General features: G+C 69.4%; 13 protein-coding genes. 12 read left to right on the plus strand and 1 reads right to left on the minus strand.

Translation table 11 applies throughout. The features are described 5' to 3' along the window. Nucleotides 1-84: 84 nt before the first annotated feature. The 11 genes from ftsH (at nt 85) to serA (ending at nt 13582) form a co-directional block, all read left to right on the plus strand. A complete protein-coding gene (ftsH, locus tag ACVFYP_RS06130; RefSeq protein ID WP_499199235.1) occupies nt 85-2013 on the plus strand; it encodes an ATP-dependent zinc metalloprotease FtsH in 1929 nt (642 codons plus the stop codon). A gap of 122 nt (nt 2014-2135) precedes the next feature. Continuing rightward, on the plus strand, nt 2136-3191 hold the full coding sequence (folP, locus tag ACVFYP_RS06135; RefSeq protein ID WP_499199236.1) for a dihydropteroate synthase: 1056 nt from the start codon (nt 2136-2138) through the stop codon (nt 3189-3191). 111 nt (nt 3192-3302) lie between these two features. Next, nucleotides 3303-4367 carry a D-xylose ABC transporter substrate-binding protein gene (xylF, locus tag ACVFYP_RS06140; protein WP_499199237.1) on the plus strand — a complete coding sequence of 355 codons (1065 nt, stop codon included), beginning with the start codon at nt 3303-3305 and terminating at the stop codon, nt 4365-4367. A 71-nt stretch (nt 4368-4438) separates the two neighbouring features. Continuing rightward, entirely contained in the window at nt 4439-5680 is a 1242-nt protein-coding gene (locus tag ACVFYP_RS06145) for a sugar ABC transporter permease (protein ID WP_499199238.1), read from the plus strand. Beyond that, the gene (locus ACVFYP_RS06150; RefSeq protein WP_499199239.1) at nt 5677-6447 is read left to right on the plus strand and encodes an ATP-binding cassette domain-containing protein; all 771 of its coding nucleotides are present in this window, start codon (nt 5677-5679) and stop codon (nt 6445-6447) included. The genes ACVFYP_RS06145 and ACVFYP_RS06150 overlap by 4 nt, the downstream gene beginning before the upstream one ends. Nucleotides 6448-6499: 52 nt before the next feature. After that, the gene (glmM, locus tag ACVFYP_RS06155) at nt 6500-7891 is read left to right on the plus strand and encodes a phosphoglucosamine mutase (protein ID WP_499199240.1); all 1392 of its coding nucleotides are present in this window, start codon (nt 6500-6502) and stop codon (nt 7889-7891) included. Beyond that, on the plus strand, nt 7888-8715 hold the full coding sequence (thiD, locus tag ACVFYP_RS06160; RefSeq protein WP_499199241.1) for a bifunctional hydroxymethylpyrimidine kinase/phosphomethylpyrimidine kinase: 828 nt from the start codon (nt 7888-7890) through the stop codon (nt 8713-8715). The genes glmM and thiD overlap by 4 nt, the downstream gene beginning before the upstream one ends. Then, entirely contained in the window at nt 8712-9575 is an 864-nt protein-coding gene (locus tag ACVFYP_RS06165; RefSeq protein WP_499199242.1) for a PhzF family phenazine biosynthesis protein, read from the plus strand. The genes thiD and ACVFYP_RS06165 overlap by 4 nt, the downstream gene beginning before the upstream one ends. Then, entirely contained in the window at nt 9572-10666 is a 1095-nt protein-coding gene (locus tag ACVFYP_RS06170) for an SLAC1 anion channel family protein (protein ID WP_499199243.1), read from the plus strand. The genes ACVFYP_RS06165 and ACVFYP_RS06170 overlap by 4 nt, the downstream gene beginning before the upstream one ends. A 154-nt stretch (nt 10667-10820) precedes the next feature. Then, nucleotides 10821-11990: a phosphoserine transaminase gene (locus ACVFYP_RS06175; protein WP_499199244.1), complete on the plus strand. Its 1170-nt coding sequence runs from the start codon at nt 10821-10823 to the stop codon at nt 11988-11990. Continuing rightward, nucleotides 11990-13582, plus strand: coding sequence for a phosphoglycerate dehydrogenase (serA, locus tag ACVFYP_RS06180; protein WP_499199245.1), 1593 nt, complete (start codon nt 11990-11992; stop codon nt 13580-13582). Before ACVFYP_RS06175 ends, serA begins: the two co-directional genes overlap by 1 nt. Nucleotides 13583-13625: 43 nt before the next feature. Here serA and ACVFYP_RS06185 read toward each other — a convergent pair whose 3' ends face one another. Then, nucleotides 13626-13940, minus strand: coding sequence for a hypothetical protein (locus ACVFYP_RS06185; RefSeq protein WP_499199246.1), 315 nt, complete (start codon nt 13938-13940; stop codon nt 13626-13628). Nucleotides 13941-14169: 229 nt separating this feature from the next. On the opposite strand from ACVFYP_RS06185, the gene ACVFYP_RS06190 reads away from it, so the two are divergent. After that, nucleotides 14170-16140, plus strand: coding sequence for a methyl-accepting chemotaxis protein (locus ACVFYP_RS06190; RefSeq protein ID WP_499199247.1), 1971 nt, complete (start codon nt 14170-14172; stop codon nt 16138-16140). The last annotated feature ends 101 nt before the right edge of the window (nt 16141-16241 follow it).

The following is a 16241-nucleotide window of genomic DNA, read 5'->3' on the forward strand; positions in this document are numbered from 1 at the left end:
GGCCGCACCTATCTGTGCTTATGTGGCGGCCCATTCTTCGCGGGCTGGCGAAGTCCATCCGGGTAGCCCCAAAGGGATGCAAACGTGAATAATTTCGGCCGGAATCTGGCGCTATGGGTCATCGTGGCGCTGCTGCTGGTGGCGCTGTTCAACCTGTTTCAGCCATCGAACGGTGGCGGAGGCCGCGCGGCACAGCAGGTGGCCTATTCGGACTTCCTGAATGAGGTGAACTCCGGCCAGGTCCGGGATGTGACCATTCAGGGCCGCACCGTCACCGGCCAGCTCAATGACGGTCGCACCTTCTCCACCTTCACGCCGGAAGACCCGCAGCTGGTCAGCCGCCTGACGGATCGTGGCGTGCGCGTCGTGGCGCGGCCGGAGGAGAGCGACGTCAACCCGCTCTTCCAGATCCTGATTTCCTGGTTCCCGATGCTGCTGCTGATCGGCGTCTGGATCTTCTTCATGCGCCAGATGCAGGGTGGCGGCGGCCGGGCCATGGGGTTTGGCAAGTCCAAGGCCAAGCTGCTGACTGAGAAGCAGGGGCGCGTGACATTCGACGACGTGGCCGGCATTGAGGAAGCCAAGTCCGAGCTGGAAGAAATCGTCGAATTCCTGCGTGACCCGCAGAAGTTCCAGCGGCTCGGCGGCAAGATCCCGAAGGGCGTGCTGCTGGTGGGCCCGCCGGGCACCGGCAAGACGCTGCTGGCGCGGTCCATCGCCGGCGAGGCGAATGTGCCCTTCTTCACCATCTCCGGTTCCGACTTCGTCGAGATGTTCGTGGGCGTCGGCGCCAGCCGCGTGCGCGACATGTTCGAACAGGGCAAGAAGAACGCCCCCTGCATCATCTTCATCGACGAAATCGATGCCGTGGGTCGCCATCGCGGCGCCGGCCTCGGCGGCGGCAATGACGAGCGGGAGCAGACGCTCAACCAGATGCTGGTGGAGATGGACGGCTTCGAGTCCAACGAAGGCGTCATCATCATCGCTGCCACCAACCGGCCGGACGTGCTGGACCCCGCGCTGCTGCGTCCGGGCCGCTTCGACCGCCAGGTCGTGGTGCCGAACCCCGACGTGAACGGCCGCGAGAAGATCCTGCGGGTGCATATGCGCAAGGTGCCGCTGGCTTCCGACGTGGAGCCGAAGACCATCGCGCGTGGCACGCCTGGCTTCTCGGGCGCTGACCTTGCCAATCTGGTGAACGAGGCGGCGCTGCTCGCGGCCCGTACCGGGCGCCGCACCGTTGGCATGGCGGAGTTCGAGGCGGCCAAGGACAAGGTGATGATGGGCGCGGAGCGCCGCAGCCTCGTCATGTCCGAGGATGAGAAGCGGATGACCGCCTATCACGAGGCGGGCCATGCGCTGGTCGCGATGCATGAGCCGGAATGCGACCCCGTCCACAAGGCCACCATCATCCCGCGCGGTCGCGCGCTGGGGCTGGTGATGTCCCTGCCGGCCGGTGACCGCTATTCCAAGCACAAGTCCAAGATGAAGGCCGAGCTCGCCATGGCGATGGGCGGCCGCGTCGCCGAGGAACTGATCTTCGGCCCGGACAAGGTTTCGAACGGCGCCTCGGGCGACATCAAGATGGCGACCGACATGGCCCGCCGGATGGTGACCGAATGGGGCATGTCCGAGAATCTCGGCATGATCGCCTATGGCTCCAACGACCAGGAAGTGTTCCTCGGCCATAGCGTGACGCAGTCGAAGAACCTGTCGGAGGAAACCGCCCGGAAGATCGACGGCGAAATCCGCAGCATCATCGACGGCGCCTATGCCCGCGCCACCAAGGTGCTGTCGGAGAATGTCGATGAGCTGCACCTGCTGGCCAAGGGCCTGCTGGAGCACGAGACCATCTCCGGCGACGAGATCAAGCTGATCATCAAGGGTGAACCGATCGTCCGCGTCCGCCCGGATGAGCCGGTGAATCAGGGCCGCGGCAGCGTGCCGACCAGCGGCCGGCCGACGCCGCGCCCCAGCGCCGGTCCGGGGCTTTCGCCGCAGCCGGGCACCTGATCCCGCCAGCACGGTTTCGACTGGAACGGCCCGCCTCGGCGGGCCGTTTTGATTCGGACGGATTGGCGACGGGGCGGCCCATCGGGCATCGTTACAAACCGGCGCAATGAGGTGATCGAGTCGTGACCGAAACATGGGTCGAGCCGCTCGGGCTGATCGACGGCCAGGCCGCCGCCGCGGCGATGGCGGCGGATCTGGCGCTGCCGCTGGCCGGCGGCCCCCTGGCCTTCACCCTGGTGCGGCTGATCGGGCCGGATGTGCCGACCCATCCACTGCCGCTCTCCGACGTGCCGGCGGCCTGGCAGCCCCAGGTCATGGCGCTGACCCAGGCGCTGCCCCGCTTCGCCGGGCTCGAAATGCCCTGCGAGGCCGGCCGGCCGCTCGTGATGGGCATCATCAACGTCACGCCCGACAGTTTTTCGGATGGTGGGCGCGGGGTGGCGGACTCGATCGCGGCCGGCCACGCCATGCTGGAGGCCGGCGCTGACCTGCTGGATATCGGCGGTGAGAGCACCCGCCCCGGATCGAACCCCGTGCCGCCGGAGGAGGAATGCCGGCGCGTGCTGCCGGTGATCCGTGAACTGGCGAAGGCCGCGACGATCAGCGTCGATACCCGCAACGCCGCGACCATGCTGGCGGCGCTGGAGGCGGGGGCGGAGATCGTCAACGACATCACCGCCCTGCGCCACGACCCGGCGGCGGCCCGCGTGCTGGCGCGGTCGGAGGCCAGCGTCATCCTGATGCATATGCTGGGGGAGGACCCGCGCACCATGCAGCAGGACCCGCGCTACGGCGATGTGGCGGTGGAGGTGGCGCAGTTCCTGGCGGACCGGGTGGCGGCGGCCGAACGGCTCGGCCTGCCGCGCGACCGGCTGGCGATCGATCCCGGCATCGGCTTCGGCAAGCGCCTGCCGCACAACCTGACCCTGATCGAGCGCCTGCCGCTGCTGGCCGGCATCGGCTGCCCTATCGTCTTTGGCGCCAGCCGCAAGCGTTTCCTCGGCACCCTGTCCGGTGTGGAAGCCCCGTCCCGGCGTGTCTCGGCCTCGGTCGCCGCGGCGCTGGCAGGCGCGGCGCGGGGGGCGGCGATGCTGCGGGTGCATGATGTGGCGGAAACGGCGCAGGCCCTGGCGGTCTGGCAGGCGCTGTCCGGCGGGGCGGAGGAAGAGGAGGACTGAGCTTTTGGCGCTTCGTGCCGCGTCCTGCACGCGGCGCTTGACGGCGGCGTATACGATGACGGAGGCTTCCCTCAAACATGGCCAGAAGGCCGTGCGCCAAGGGAGCGGAGCATGACGGAAGGCAATTGGGGTCTGTCGCGCCGGGCGATGCTCGGCATGGGGCTCGCAGCGCCCTGGCTGAGCCAGGCGGTGCGGGCGCAGGGCAGGGGGGCGGTGGTCGGCGTCTCCTGGTCCAATTTCCAGGAGGAGCGCTGGAAGACCGACGAGGCCGCGATCCAGGCGGCCTTGCGGGCCGCCGGTGGCAGCTACCTGTCGGCGGATGCGCAATCCTCCCCGGCCAAGCAGCTCACGGATATCGAAAGCCTGCTGGCCCGTGGCGCCAAGGCGCTGATCGTGCTGGCGCAGGATGCCGCAGCCATCCGCCCCGGCGTGCAGAAGGCGATCGATGAGGGCGTGGCGGTTGTCGCCTATGACCGGCTGATCGAGATGCCGGAGGTCTTCTACCTGACCTTCGACAATGTCGAGGTCGGCCGGATGATGGCCCGCAGCGTCCTCGCCCAGAAGCCGGAGGGCAACTACGCCTTCATCAAGGGCAGCTCCGCCGATCCGAATGCGGATTTCCTGTTCCGCGGCAGCATGGAGGTGCTGAAGCCGCATATCGATGCCGGCCGCATCCGCAATGTGGGGGAGGCCTATACCGATGGCTGGCTGCCGGCCAATGCGCAGCGGAACATGGAGCAGATGCTGACCCGCAACAACAACCGCATCGATGCGGTGGTGGCGGCGAATGATGGCACGGCGGGGGGTGCCATCGCGGCGCTGGCGGCGCAGGGGCTTGCGGGCAGCGTGCCGGTCTCCGGCCAGGATGCAGACCGCGCGGCGCTGAACCGCATCGCCCAGGGCACGCAGACCGTGACGATCTGGAAGGATTCGCGCGACCTCGGGAAGAACGCGGCGGAGATTGCCCTGCGCCTGGCGGGCGGGGCGCGGCTGGCGGAGGTGCCGGGCGCCGTGCAGTGGAATGAGGGGCCGCAGCGGCGGGCGATGACCGCGCGGTTCCTGACGCCGGTGCCGGTGACGCGGGACAATCTCGGCCTGATCATCGAGGCGAACTGGGCACCGAAGGCGGCGGTCTGCCAGGGGGTGCCGGCGGGGCGGGTGCAGGCCTGCAATTGAGGCGGGTTGTGCCTGCCCCCACCCCGACCCTTCCCCGCGAAGCGGGGGAGGGAGAACGGCGGCGCGGCTGAATGCGGCAGCTGGAGATTGACCCGCGGCTGGTCGGGATGCTGGCCGCGCTGGCGGTCATCTGGGTGGGGTTCGACCTGCTCTCGGGCGGCGCTTTCCTGACGCCGCGGAACCTGTGGAACCTGTCGGTGCAGACCGCCTCCATCGGCATCATGGCCTGCGGCATGGTGCTGGTGATCGTGACGCGGAATATCGACCTGTCGGTGGGCGCCATTCTGGGCTTCGTCGGCATGGTGGTGGGCGTGGCGCAGGCGCGCTGGCTGCCGGAGGTGCTGGGGCTGGAGCATCCGGCGACGGCTTTCATTGCCGTGGCGCTGGGCATCGGGCTCGGCGGGCTCATCGGGCTGCTGCAGGGGGGGCTGGTCGCCTATCTCGGCATTCCCTCCTTCATCGTCACGCTGGGTGGGCTGCTGGTATGGCGGGGCAGCGCCTGGTGGGTGACGCAGGGGCAGACGGTGGCGCCGATGGATGGGCGTTTCCGGATGCTGGGCGGCGGCATCGAGGGGGCGATCGGGGCCAATGCCTCCTGGCTTCTGGCGATCCTCGCCTGCATCGCCATCATCGCTGGCATGGTGCTGCTGCGGCGGCGGCGGCTGGACTTCGGCTTTCCGGTGCGGCCGGGCTGGGCGGAGGGCGCGCTGATGGGCCTGTCCTGCCTCGCCGTGCTGGGCGCCGTCGCGGTGGCCAATGCCTATCCCATCCCGCCCGGAGTGGCGCGGCGCATGGCGGCGGCACAGGGCATTCCCTGGCCGGAAGGCGGGTTGTTCATCGCCCATGGCCTCGCGCTGCCCGTGATCGTCGCACTCAGCGTCGGCATCGCCATGACGGTACTGGCCACCCGCACCCGCTTCGGCCGCTACGTTTTTGCCATCGGCGGCAATCCGGAGGCGGCGGAGCTTTCGGGGGTCAATACGCGGCGGATGCTGATGCTGGTCTTCGGGCTGATGGGCGCGCTCGCCGGGCTTTCGGCCTGTATCGCCACGGCCCGGCTGAATGCGGCGACCAATGCGGCGGGCACGCTGGATGAGCTCTATGTGATCGCCGCCGCGGTGATCGGCGGCACCTCCCTGGCCGGCGGGCTCGGCTCGGTCGCCGGGGCCATGCTGGGGGCGCTGGTGATGCAGTCGCTGCAATCGGGCATGGTGCTGCTGGGCGTGGATACGCCCTTGCAGAACATCGTGGTGGGGCTGGTCCTGGTCTTCGCCGTCTGGCTCGACGGCGCCTGGCGGAGGCGGCTGCGATGACACCTCTCGTCGAGATGCGCGACATCTCCATCGCCTTTGGCGGCATCAAGGCGGTGGATGGCGTCTCCATCGACCTGATGCCCGGGGAGGTCGTGGCGCTGCTCGGCCATAACGGCGCCGGCAAATCCACGCTGATCAAAATCCTGTCCGGCGCCTATCGCGCTGATGCCGGGGAGATCCGGGTCGAGGGCCACCCCGCCGAGATCCATTCGCCGCGCGATGCCAAGCGGCATGGCATCGAGACGATCTATCAGACCCTGGCCCTGGCCGATAATGTCGATGCCGCCGCCAATATCTTCCTGGGGCGGGAGATCACGACGCGCTGGGGCATGCTGGATGACGCGGCGATGGAAGCCCAGACGCGCAAGGTGATGGCGCGGCTCAACCCCCATTTCAGGCGCTTCAAGGAGCCGGTCCGCGCTCTGTCCGGCGGCCAGCGGCAATCGGTGGCGATCGCGCGCGCCATCCATTTCAACGCCCGCATCCTGATCATGGACGAACCCACCGCGGCGCTCGGCCCCGCCGAGACGAAGCAGGTGGGGGAGCTGGTGTTGCAGCTGAAGGCGCAGGGCATCGGCATCTTCCTGATCAGCCACGACATCCATGATGTCTTCGACTTGGCCGACCGGGTCAGCGTGATGAAGAACGGCCGGCTGGTCGGCACCGCCCGCACGACGGATGTCACCAAGGACGAGGTGCTGGGCATGATCATCCTCGGTAAATGCCCCGCCGCCGCCTCGCCCGGCCCGGGGGCGATGGCAGGCTGACGGGTGGCGGCCGCGGATTTCAAACCGCCAGGGGGGCGCTATAAGGCTTGGCATGACCGCACCGCCCCGCAAACTCTTCGGCACCGATGGCATCCGTGGCACGGCGAACCGCCCGCCGATGGATGCCGGCACCGCCCTGCGCCTGGGCCAGGCAGCCGGCCGCTTCTTCAACCGCGGCAGCCACAAGCACCGCGTCGTCATCGGCAAGGATACGCGGCTGTCCGGCTATATGCTGGAACCGGCGATGACGGCGGGCTTCGTCGGCGCGGGGATGGATGTGATGCTGGTCGGCCCGCTGCCGACGCCGGCCATCGCCATGCTGACCCGCAGCCTGCGCTGCGACCTCGGCGTGATGATCTCGGCCAGCCATAACCCCTATGAGGACAATGGCATCAAGCTGTTCGGCCCCGATGGGTTGAAGCTGTCGGACGCCCAGGAAGCCGCGATCGAGGCGCTGATGGATGCGCCGAATTTCCTCGAATCCCTGGCCAGCCCCTCGAAGCTCGGCCGCGCCAGCCGGCTGGAGGATGCGCCGGGCCGCTATATCGAAGCCGCCAAATCCGCCTTCCCGCGCGGCCGCAGCCTGGAAGGCCTGCGCATCGCCGTCGATTGCGCGAATGGCGCCGCCTACAAGGTCGCGCCCACCGTGCTGTGGGAATTGGGGGCGGAGGTGGTCACCACGGGCGTCTCCCCGGACGGCTTCAACATCAACCGCGATTGCGGCGCGACCGCGCCGGGCCGGCTGGGGGAACTGGTGCGGGAACGCCGGGCCGATCTCGGCATCGCGCTGGATGGCGATGCGGACCGGCTGGCGCTGTGCGACGAGCAGGGGCGCATCATCGATGGCGACCAGATCCTGGCCACCATCGCCGGCGCCTGGCAGCGGGATGGCCGGCTGACCGGGGGCGGGGTGGTCGCCACGGTGATGTCCAATCTGGGCCTGGAGCGGCATCTGGAGGGACTCGGCCTGGCCCTGCACCGGACGAAGGTGGGCGACCGCTATGTGGGCGAGAAGATGCGGGAGGCTGGCTGCAATCTGGGCGGCGAGCAGTCCGGCCATGTGATCCTCTCCGATTTCGCCACCACGGGCGATGGGCTGCTGGCCGCGCTTCAGGTGCTGGCGCTGCTGGTGGAGGAAAAGCGCCCGGCCAGCGAGGTCTGCCGCCGCTTCACCCCGCTGCCGCAGCTTCTGGAGAATATCCGCTACACCGGCCCCTCTCCGCTGAATGATGCGGAGGTGATGGGCGCAATCGCGGCGGCGAGCACGCGGCTGGGCGCGCGCGGCCGCGTGCTGGTCCGCCCCTCCGGCACCGAGCCGTTGATCCGGGTGATGGCGGAGGCGGAGGATGCGGCGGAGATGCGAGCGGTGGTGGCGGAACTCGCCGGGCTGATCCGCGCGCGGGCGGCGGCGTCTGCTGTGAAGAAGACGGTTGCGGCGGAATGAGCGGGGGGGCCAGGGGGCGTGTGCTCATCTGCGCCGGGTCGGATTCCGGCGGCGGGGCGGGCATCCAGGCGGATATCAAGGCGGTCACGGCGCTGGGCGGCTATGCGGCCACGGCCATCACGGCGCTGACGGCCCAGAATACGCTGGGCGTGCAGGGGGTGATGGGCGTGCCGCCCGACTTCATCCGTCTGCAGATCCGCCTGGTGCTGGAGGATATCGGCGCCGACGCGATCAAGACCGGCATGCTGGCCGATGTGGCGACCATCGGCGCGGTCTGCGACGCGCTGGCGGATTATGGGCCGGGCATTCCGCTGGTCGCCGATCCGGTGATGGTGGCCAAGGGCGGGCATCGCCTGCTGGCGGCGGATGCGGTGGCGACGCTGACCGAGCGTCTGCTGCCCATGGCCGCGCTGATCACGCCCAATCTTCCGGAGGCGGAAGCGTTGGTGGGCTTTCCTGTCACCGACGTGCCGGCGATGCACCGGGCGGCGGAGGCGCTGTTGCGGCTCGGCGTGCGGGCCGTTCTGGTGAAGGGCGGGCATCTGGATGGCGCGCTGCTGACCGACATTCTGGCGACGCCGGAGGGCACGGAGGTCTTCGAAAGCCGCCGCATCGACAGCACCAGCACCCACGGCACCGGCTGCACCCTGGCCTCCGCCATCGCCTGCGGCCTGGCGCAGGGCCTGTCGCTGCCGGAGGCCGTGGCGCGGGGTCGCGCCTATGTGCGGGCGGCGATGCTGGCGGCGCCCGGGCTGGGGCAGGGGCATGGACCGCTGGGCCATGGTGTCACCATGGACCCGGCCCGATTGGAGAGACTGGTGTGAGAAGCTATCCCTTCGTGACCGTCGATGTCTTCACTGACCGTCGCTTCGGCGGCAATCAGCTCGCGGTGTTTCCGGATGCGCGCGGGCTGAGCGACGCCGAGATGCAGTCCCTGGCTGCCGAGTTCAACCTTTCCGAGACCACCTTCGTGCTGCCGCCGGAGGACCCCGCGAACACCGCCCGGGTGCGCATTTTCACCCGGCAATATGAGATGCCCTTCGCCGGCCATCCCAATGTCGGCACCGGCTTCGTGCTGGCGGATCGCGCCGTGGACGGCGTGCTGCGCTTCGAGGAGATTGCCGGGCTGGTCGAGGTGCGGGTGACGGAGGGCAATACCGACATTTCGGCGCCGCAGCCGCTGAAGCTCGGCGTCGAATTCGCGGCCGCCGACATCGCCCGCGCCGTGGGCCTGGCGGAGTCGGATGTGGTGGTGACGAACCACGCACCGGTCCAGGCCGGCTGCGGCAATCCCTTCGTGCTGGCCGAGGTGACGGCGGAGGCGCTGGGCCGCGCCGTGCCGGATTTCGCCGCCTTCCGCGCGGTGCTGGAAGCGACGCCGGCCTTGGCCGGGCGCTTCGCCCTGTATCTCTATGTGCCGGAAGGCCGCACCGTGCGCGCGCGCATGTTCGCGCCGCTCGGCGGCACGGTGGAGGATGCGGCGACTGGCAGCGCCGCGGCGCCGCTGGCCGCGCTGCTGCTCAAGCTGTCCGGGGCTGAAAGCGGCGCCTGGGATATCACCCAGGGCGTCGAGATGGGCCGGCCGAGCCTGCTGCGCACCACCGCCCGCCACGCCCCGGATGGCATCCGCGCCACCGTCGGCGGCGGCTGCGTGCCGGTGCTGCGCGGCGAGGCGCTTTTGTGAGCGGCACGCGCAAGCCCGGCGGTGGCGTGAAGCCGCGGCGCCGCACCGTGCCGGCGACGGCCGCGCCGATCGGCGGGGAAGGCCCGCCGGCGGTGCCGAGCGAGGCGCCGGTCGCCCAGCAGGTCGCACCCGCCGTCGCCGTGCCGGTGTCGCCGGCCCCGCCCGGCATCGCGCATCTGCCGCTGCCCTTGCTGGTGCTGCCCATGGGGCTTGGCGGCGTTGGCATGGCCTGGCGGGAGGCCGCGGTATCGCTGGGCATGCCCGGCTTCCTCGGAGAGGCCCTGCTGGTGCTGACCGCGCTGGTCTGGCTGCTGGTCGTCGGCGCCCAGATCCTGCGGGCGCTGCTCTACCCCGAGGCGATGGCTGCTGAATTCCGCCACCCGGTGCGCGTGGCCTTCGCCGCCGCGCCGACCATCGCGCTGATGATCCTCTCCGGCGCCGTGTATCCCTATGCGCCGGGCTTCGGCGCAGCACTATGGTGCATCGCCGTGCCGCTGCATCTGATTGTCGCCATGGGCCTTCTGCGCCGCGTCCTGGCCGGGCGGGCGGAGGTGGCGATGCTGGCGCCGCCGCTGCTGGTGCCCTTCGTCGGCAATATCCTGGCCCCGGTCTTCGGCGCCCGGATGGGCTTTCACGACGCATCCTGGATGATGTTCGGCGTGGGGCTGCTGATGTGGCTCGCGATCCTGCCGCTGCTGCTGTACCGGCTTATCGCCGGCCCGGCGTTGCCGCTGGCCATGCGGCCCAGCGTCGCGATCTTCCTGGCACCGCCGGCCGTTGGCGCCCTGGCGCTGATCGCCCTGACCGGGGAGTCGCACAGCCTGTCCTTGGTCTTCACTGGTGTGGCCCTGCTGATCGCGATGTCGCTGCTGTCCCTGGCGGGGGAATTCGCGCGGGTGCCCTTCAGCCTGTCCTGGTGGAGCTTCACCTTCCCCACGGCCGCCTTCGCCGTGCTGCTGATGGCGGAGGGCTTCCACCCGCTGCTGTCCGGCCTGGCCCTGGCCGTGACCACCGGCCTGACCGGCTGGATCGCCTGGCGCACCTTGGCCGCCGCCCGCGCCGGCGTGTTCCTGCGGCCGGAAGCCCATTGATCCTTTCCCTCTCACCCTAACGGGGGGAGAGGGTCGGGGTGAGGGGGGGCGTCGCCCAAGCCCGCTTGCGCGTCTGACGGCACGGGTCTAACCCTTTCGGCGGGCCACGCCCCCCCACCGGGGCGCATCTGCTTCTGGAAGGGAGCCTGCCACCATGGCGACAAAGCCGGACCTGCGTCCGAAGAATCCCCGTTTCTCCTCTGGTCCCTGCGCCAAGCGTCCCGGCTGGACCTTGGCCGCGCTGGAAGGCGCCGAGCTGGGCCGCAGCCATAGGGCCGCCGGGCCGAAGGCGCGCCTCGCCGAGGTCATCACCCTGTCGAAAGCCGTGCTCGGCATGCCGGAAGGCTGGCGCCTCGGCATCGTCCCGGGCTCCGACACCGGCGCGGTCGAGATGGCGCTGTGGTCGCTGCTGGGCGCGCGGGGCGTCGAGATTCCGGCCTGGGAATCCTTCTCCGCCGATTGGGCCTCCGATGTGGTCAAGGAGCTGAAGCTGGCCGATGCGCGGGTGCTGAAGGCGCCCTATGGCAAACTGCCGGACCTGGCTTCGCTGGATTGGAAGAAGGACGTCGTCTTCGTCTGGAACGGCACCACCAGCGGCGTGCGCGTGCCGAATGGCGACTGGATTCCGGACGACCGCGAGGGCCTGGCCATCTGCGATGCCACCAGCGCCGCCTTCGCCATGGACCTGCCCTGGTCGAAACTGGATGTGGTGACCTGGTCCTGGCAGAAGGTGTTGGGCGGCGAGGCCGCGCATGGCATGCTGGCCCTGTCGCCGCGCGCCGTCGCCCGGCTGGAGAGCTACACCCCCGCCTGGCCGATGCCGAAGGTCTTCCGCCTGACCAAGGGCGGCAAGCTGGCGGAGGGCGTGTTCAAGGGCGAGACCATCAACACCCCCTCCATGCTCTGCGTCGAGGATGCGCTGGACGGGCTGCGCTGGGCCGAATCCGTGGGTGGGCTGAAGGGCCTGATCGCGCGGTCGGAGGGCAATCTGGCCGCGATCGCCGATTGGGTCGCCAAGACCCCCTGGGTGGATTTCCTGGCGGAGGATGCGGCGACGCGCTCCTGCACCTCCATCTGCCTGAAGATCGTGGCGCCCTGGTTCACCGCGCTGGATGCGGATGGGCAGGCGGTGGCGGCGAAGAAGCTGGCCTCGATCCTGGAGAAGGAAGGCGTGGCGCTGGATGCCGCCAATTACCGTGACGCGCCTCCCGGCCTGCGGATCTGGGGCGGTGCGACGGTGGAGACCAGCGATATCGCGGCTTTGCTGCCCTGGATCGACTGGGCCTTTGCCCAGGTCGAGGGCCAGCAGAAGGCGGCCGCGTGATGGCCGCCCCAAAGGTTCTGATCAGCGACAAGCTCTCGCCTGCCGCCATCGCCATCTTCCAGGCGCGCGGCATCGAGGTGGATTTCAAGCCCGGCCTGAAGCCCGCCGAATTGCGGGACATCATCGACAACTATGACGGCCTCGCGATCCGCAGCGCCACCAAGGTGACCCGCGAGGTCCTGGATGTCGCGTCGCGGCTGAAGGTGGTGGGGCGGGCGGGTATCGGCGTCGACAATGTCGATGTGTCGAGCGCCACGGCGCGCGGCGTGGTTGTGATGAACACGCCCTATGGCAATGCCATCACCACGGCGGAACATGCCATCGCGATGATGTTCGCGCTTGCCCGGCAGATCCCGGAAGCCAGCGCCAGCACCAAGGCCGGGAAGTGGGAGAAGAACCGCTTCATGGGCGTGGAGCTCTCCGGCAAGACGCTCGGCCTGGTGGGCGCGGGCAATATCGGCAGCATCGTCGCCAACCGCGCCGTCGGCCTGCATATGAAGGTCATCGCCTTCGACCCCTTCCTGTCGGAGAAGCGGGCGCTGGAACTGGGCGTGGAAAAGGTGGACCTCGACGCGTTGGTGGCGCGCGCCGATGTCATCACCATCCACGCGCCCTTCACCGAGCAGACCAAGAACATCCTCTCGCGCGAACGCATCTTCGCCATGAAGAAGGGCGCGCGGCTGATCAACTGCGCCCGCGGCGGGCTGGTGGATGAGGCGGCGCTGTATGACGCGCTGAAGGCCGGCCATCTCGCCGGCGCCGCGCTCGATGTCTTCGAGACGGAGCCGGCCACCGACAGCCCGCTGTTCACGCTGGAGAATGTCGTCTGCACCCCGCATCTGGGTGCGGCGACGGCCGAGGCGCAGGAGAATGTGGCGTTGCAGGTGGCGGAGCAGATGAGCGACTTCCTGCTCACCGGCGCCGTGTCCAACGCCATCAACATGCCCTCCGTCACCGCCGAGGAGGCGCCACGCCTGCGGCCCTATATGGAACTCGCCCGTCAGCTCGGCGCGCTGGCCGGCCAGCTCACCGCCGCGCAGGGCGAGGAGATCAAGGCGATCCACGTGGCCTATGAGGGCCAGGCGGCGGAGCTGAACCAGCGGCCGCTGACGGCCGCCGCATTGGCGGGCGTGCTGACGCCGATGATGGGCGCGGTGAACATGGTCAACGCCCCCGTGGTGGCCCGCGAACGCGGCATCGAGGTGGCGGAGACGGTGCTGGAACGCAGCGGCGACTATGCCACGCTGGTCCGCGTGACGGTGGTGACGGAGGGTCTGCGCCGCTCCGTTGCCGGCACGCTGGTCGGCACCGGCAAGCCGCGCCTGGTCGAGATCAAGGACATCGCGGTGGAGGCCGATTTCGCCCCGCACATGCTCTATGTGACCAACCAGGACCGCCCCGGCTTCATCGGCCACTTCGGCACCACCCTGGCTGATGCGGGCATCAACATCGCCACTTTCCATCTGGGCCGCAACACGCCCGGTGGGGATGCGATCTGTCTGGTCGGGCTGGATGCGCCGGTGCCCGATTCCGTGCTGGCCACGGTGCGCGCGCTGCCCTTGGTCACGCGCGCGACGCCACTGGCCTTCTGAAGCACAGGCCGCCCGGTGGCATCGTTCACCGGGCGGCCTGGGGTCACGCTGCCGCCTTGTTCAGTGCCTCGCCAAGCTGCTTCACCTGATCGGCCTTCGCGCCTTCGGCACGGCCGGCCATGGTGACGGTTTCCTGGCCAAGCTTGGCGACGACCTTCTTCACGGCGTCGCCGTCGATCTCATCCGCCTGGATCAGCTTCTTCAGCCGCTCCAGGTCACGGATGATGCCCTTGGCGCCGGGCGTCTCCATGCCTTCCAAGGTCTTTTCCCAGCCTTCGATGTTCTTCACCGCGGCGCTGATGGTGAAGCCTTTCACGCCCTCGCCGATATGCTTGATGGTCGCTGCGAACTGCGGCATCTGGCTTGCTCTCCCGCCGGCGCGGCATGCGCCGGTTCGGGTGGAGAGCGCCCCCGGAAGGCGCGGGTTTCGGGGTGATATTTTCAGCGTCCGGGGCTTGCGGCCTGACGGAACGACCCACGGCAACGAACGGTGCGCATCCCTTCACGTTGTTGCGACGGGTTCGTAACTTAAGAGGTTGCTAGGCGACAATTGATATCACGATCAGAGATATCTGGATCGTGCCTCGATGAAAAAGCGCCTCGCCTCCCTCCAGGCTCGCCTTCTCATGGCGTTTCTGGTGCTCTCGACCCTGACCTGCGCGGTGATCGCCGGGGTCAATCTGATCGCGAATGAGATCGAAGCGGAGGAAGCGACGACCGCTTCCACCGCCCGCATGCTCGCGACCACCAATGAAATCGTGCAGCTCGAGCTGCTGCGGCTGGAGAGCATGGGTCAGACCATCGCCAGCGATCCGCGGGTCGGGGAGGCCATCGCGCGCGGCGATCGCGGCCTGGCACTGCACCAGCTGGTCGGGCCGATCTTTCAGTCGATGTCCGCCAAGCGGCTGCTGAACACGATCGCCATCGCCAGCGCGCCGGCCACCATCATCTATCGCTCCGCCGCGCCGCAGACCTTTGGCGACGATGCCTCGGCGCGCCGGCGCGATGTCGTCATTGCAAATTCGACGGGCCAGCCGGCGCGCGGCTTCGATCGCGGCAGCGATGGCGTGGTGGTCGCGGCGACCGCGGTTCCGATCCAGTTCGAAGGGCGCACCGTCGCTGCGATGATCACGCAATCCGCGGTGGGGCCGGATCTGCTGGGCCGCATCCGGACGGCGATCAATGCCGACATCATCATCCACATGACCCGCGACAATGGCTTCGCACCCGGCATCGGCACGGCGCCGCGTGGCGTGGCGCGGGAGGAGGAGCTGCGCGCGGCGATCGGCGGCCAGCCGGTGGCGCGACAGGCGGAGCTCGATGGCCGCCCGGTCTCGATGGCCATGCTGGTGCTTCGCAACGCTTCGGACCAGCCCATCGCGGTGGGCGAATTGCTGCTCGACCGCACCGCGGCCAAGGCCAATCTGGTGCAGTCACGATGGATGCTGCTCGGCACCATCGCCGCCGTCCTGATGGCGGCCATGCTGGTGGGCCTGCTGATGGCCCGCAGCATGGCACGGCCGATCCGGGCGATGACGGTCACCACCGCGAAGCTCGCCGAGGGTGACGCGGCGGAGCCGGTGCCCGGGACGCAGCGTGGCGATGAGCTGGGCGCGATGGCGCGGGGGCTGGAGGTGCTGCGCGGCAATACGCTGCGGATGCGCGAGATGGAACAGGCGCAGGAGGCGGCACGGCTGCAGGCCGCGGCGGATCGGCGCGCCATGCTCGACAACGCGGCGCAGGCCTTCGAAGCCAGTGTCGGTGGCATCGCGGAGCGGCTGAGCCTGTCCTCGACATCGCTGACCAGCGCCGCCAACACCATGAACTCGGCGGTGGACGAAACCCGCGGCCAGAGCGGCGCGGCCCGGGCGGCCGGCGGCGACGCGGCCAGCAACGTCAACTCCGCCGCCGCGGCGGCGGAGGAGCTGGCATCCTCGATCAGTGAGATCACCCGCCAGATGACACAGTCTACCGCCATCACCCGGCGCGCCAGCGAGGAGGCCTCCGGCACCACCCGGCAGGTGAAGCTGCTGAGCGCCGCGGCGGAGCGGATCGGCGATGTGGTGCGGATGATCGCCGGCATCGCGGGCCAGACCAATCTGCTGGCCCTGAACGCGACCATCGAGGCCGCCCGCGCCGGTGAGGCCGGCAAGGGCTTCGCCGTGGTGGCCAGCGAGGTCAAGGCGCTGGCCACCCAGACCGCCCAGGCGACCGACGAGATCAGCGCCAAGATCACCGAGATCCAGCAGGCGGCGGAGGGCAATGCCGCGGCGGTGGCGCGCATCGCCACCACCATCGAGGAGCTGGACCAGATCGCCTCCTCGATCGCCGCCGCGGTGGAGGAACAAAGCGCCGCCACGGCGGAGATCGCGCGCGGCGTGTCCCAGGCCGCGGCCAGCACGCAGGAGGTCTCGTCCGCGATCGGGCAGGTGGAACAAAGCGTGCTGCGCTCCGGCGATGCCGCGGTGCTGGTGCGTGATGCTTCGGCCGATCTGACCCGGCAATCGGTGGATCTGCGGACCGAGGTCAGCCGTTTCGCCAGTCAGCTGCGCGCCTAGCTCCGTCACCCGCAACCCCTGCCGGGGAGCCTTGATCCCGGCAGGGGTTGCGGAGGGGCCGCCCCCCTGCCACACACGCGCCGCCTTCACACGGCGCGAAG

The organism is Roseomonas sp. F4 (assembly GCF_053891155.1).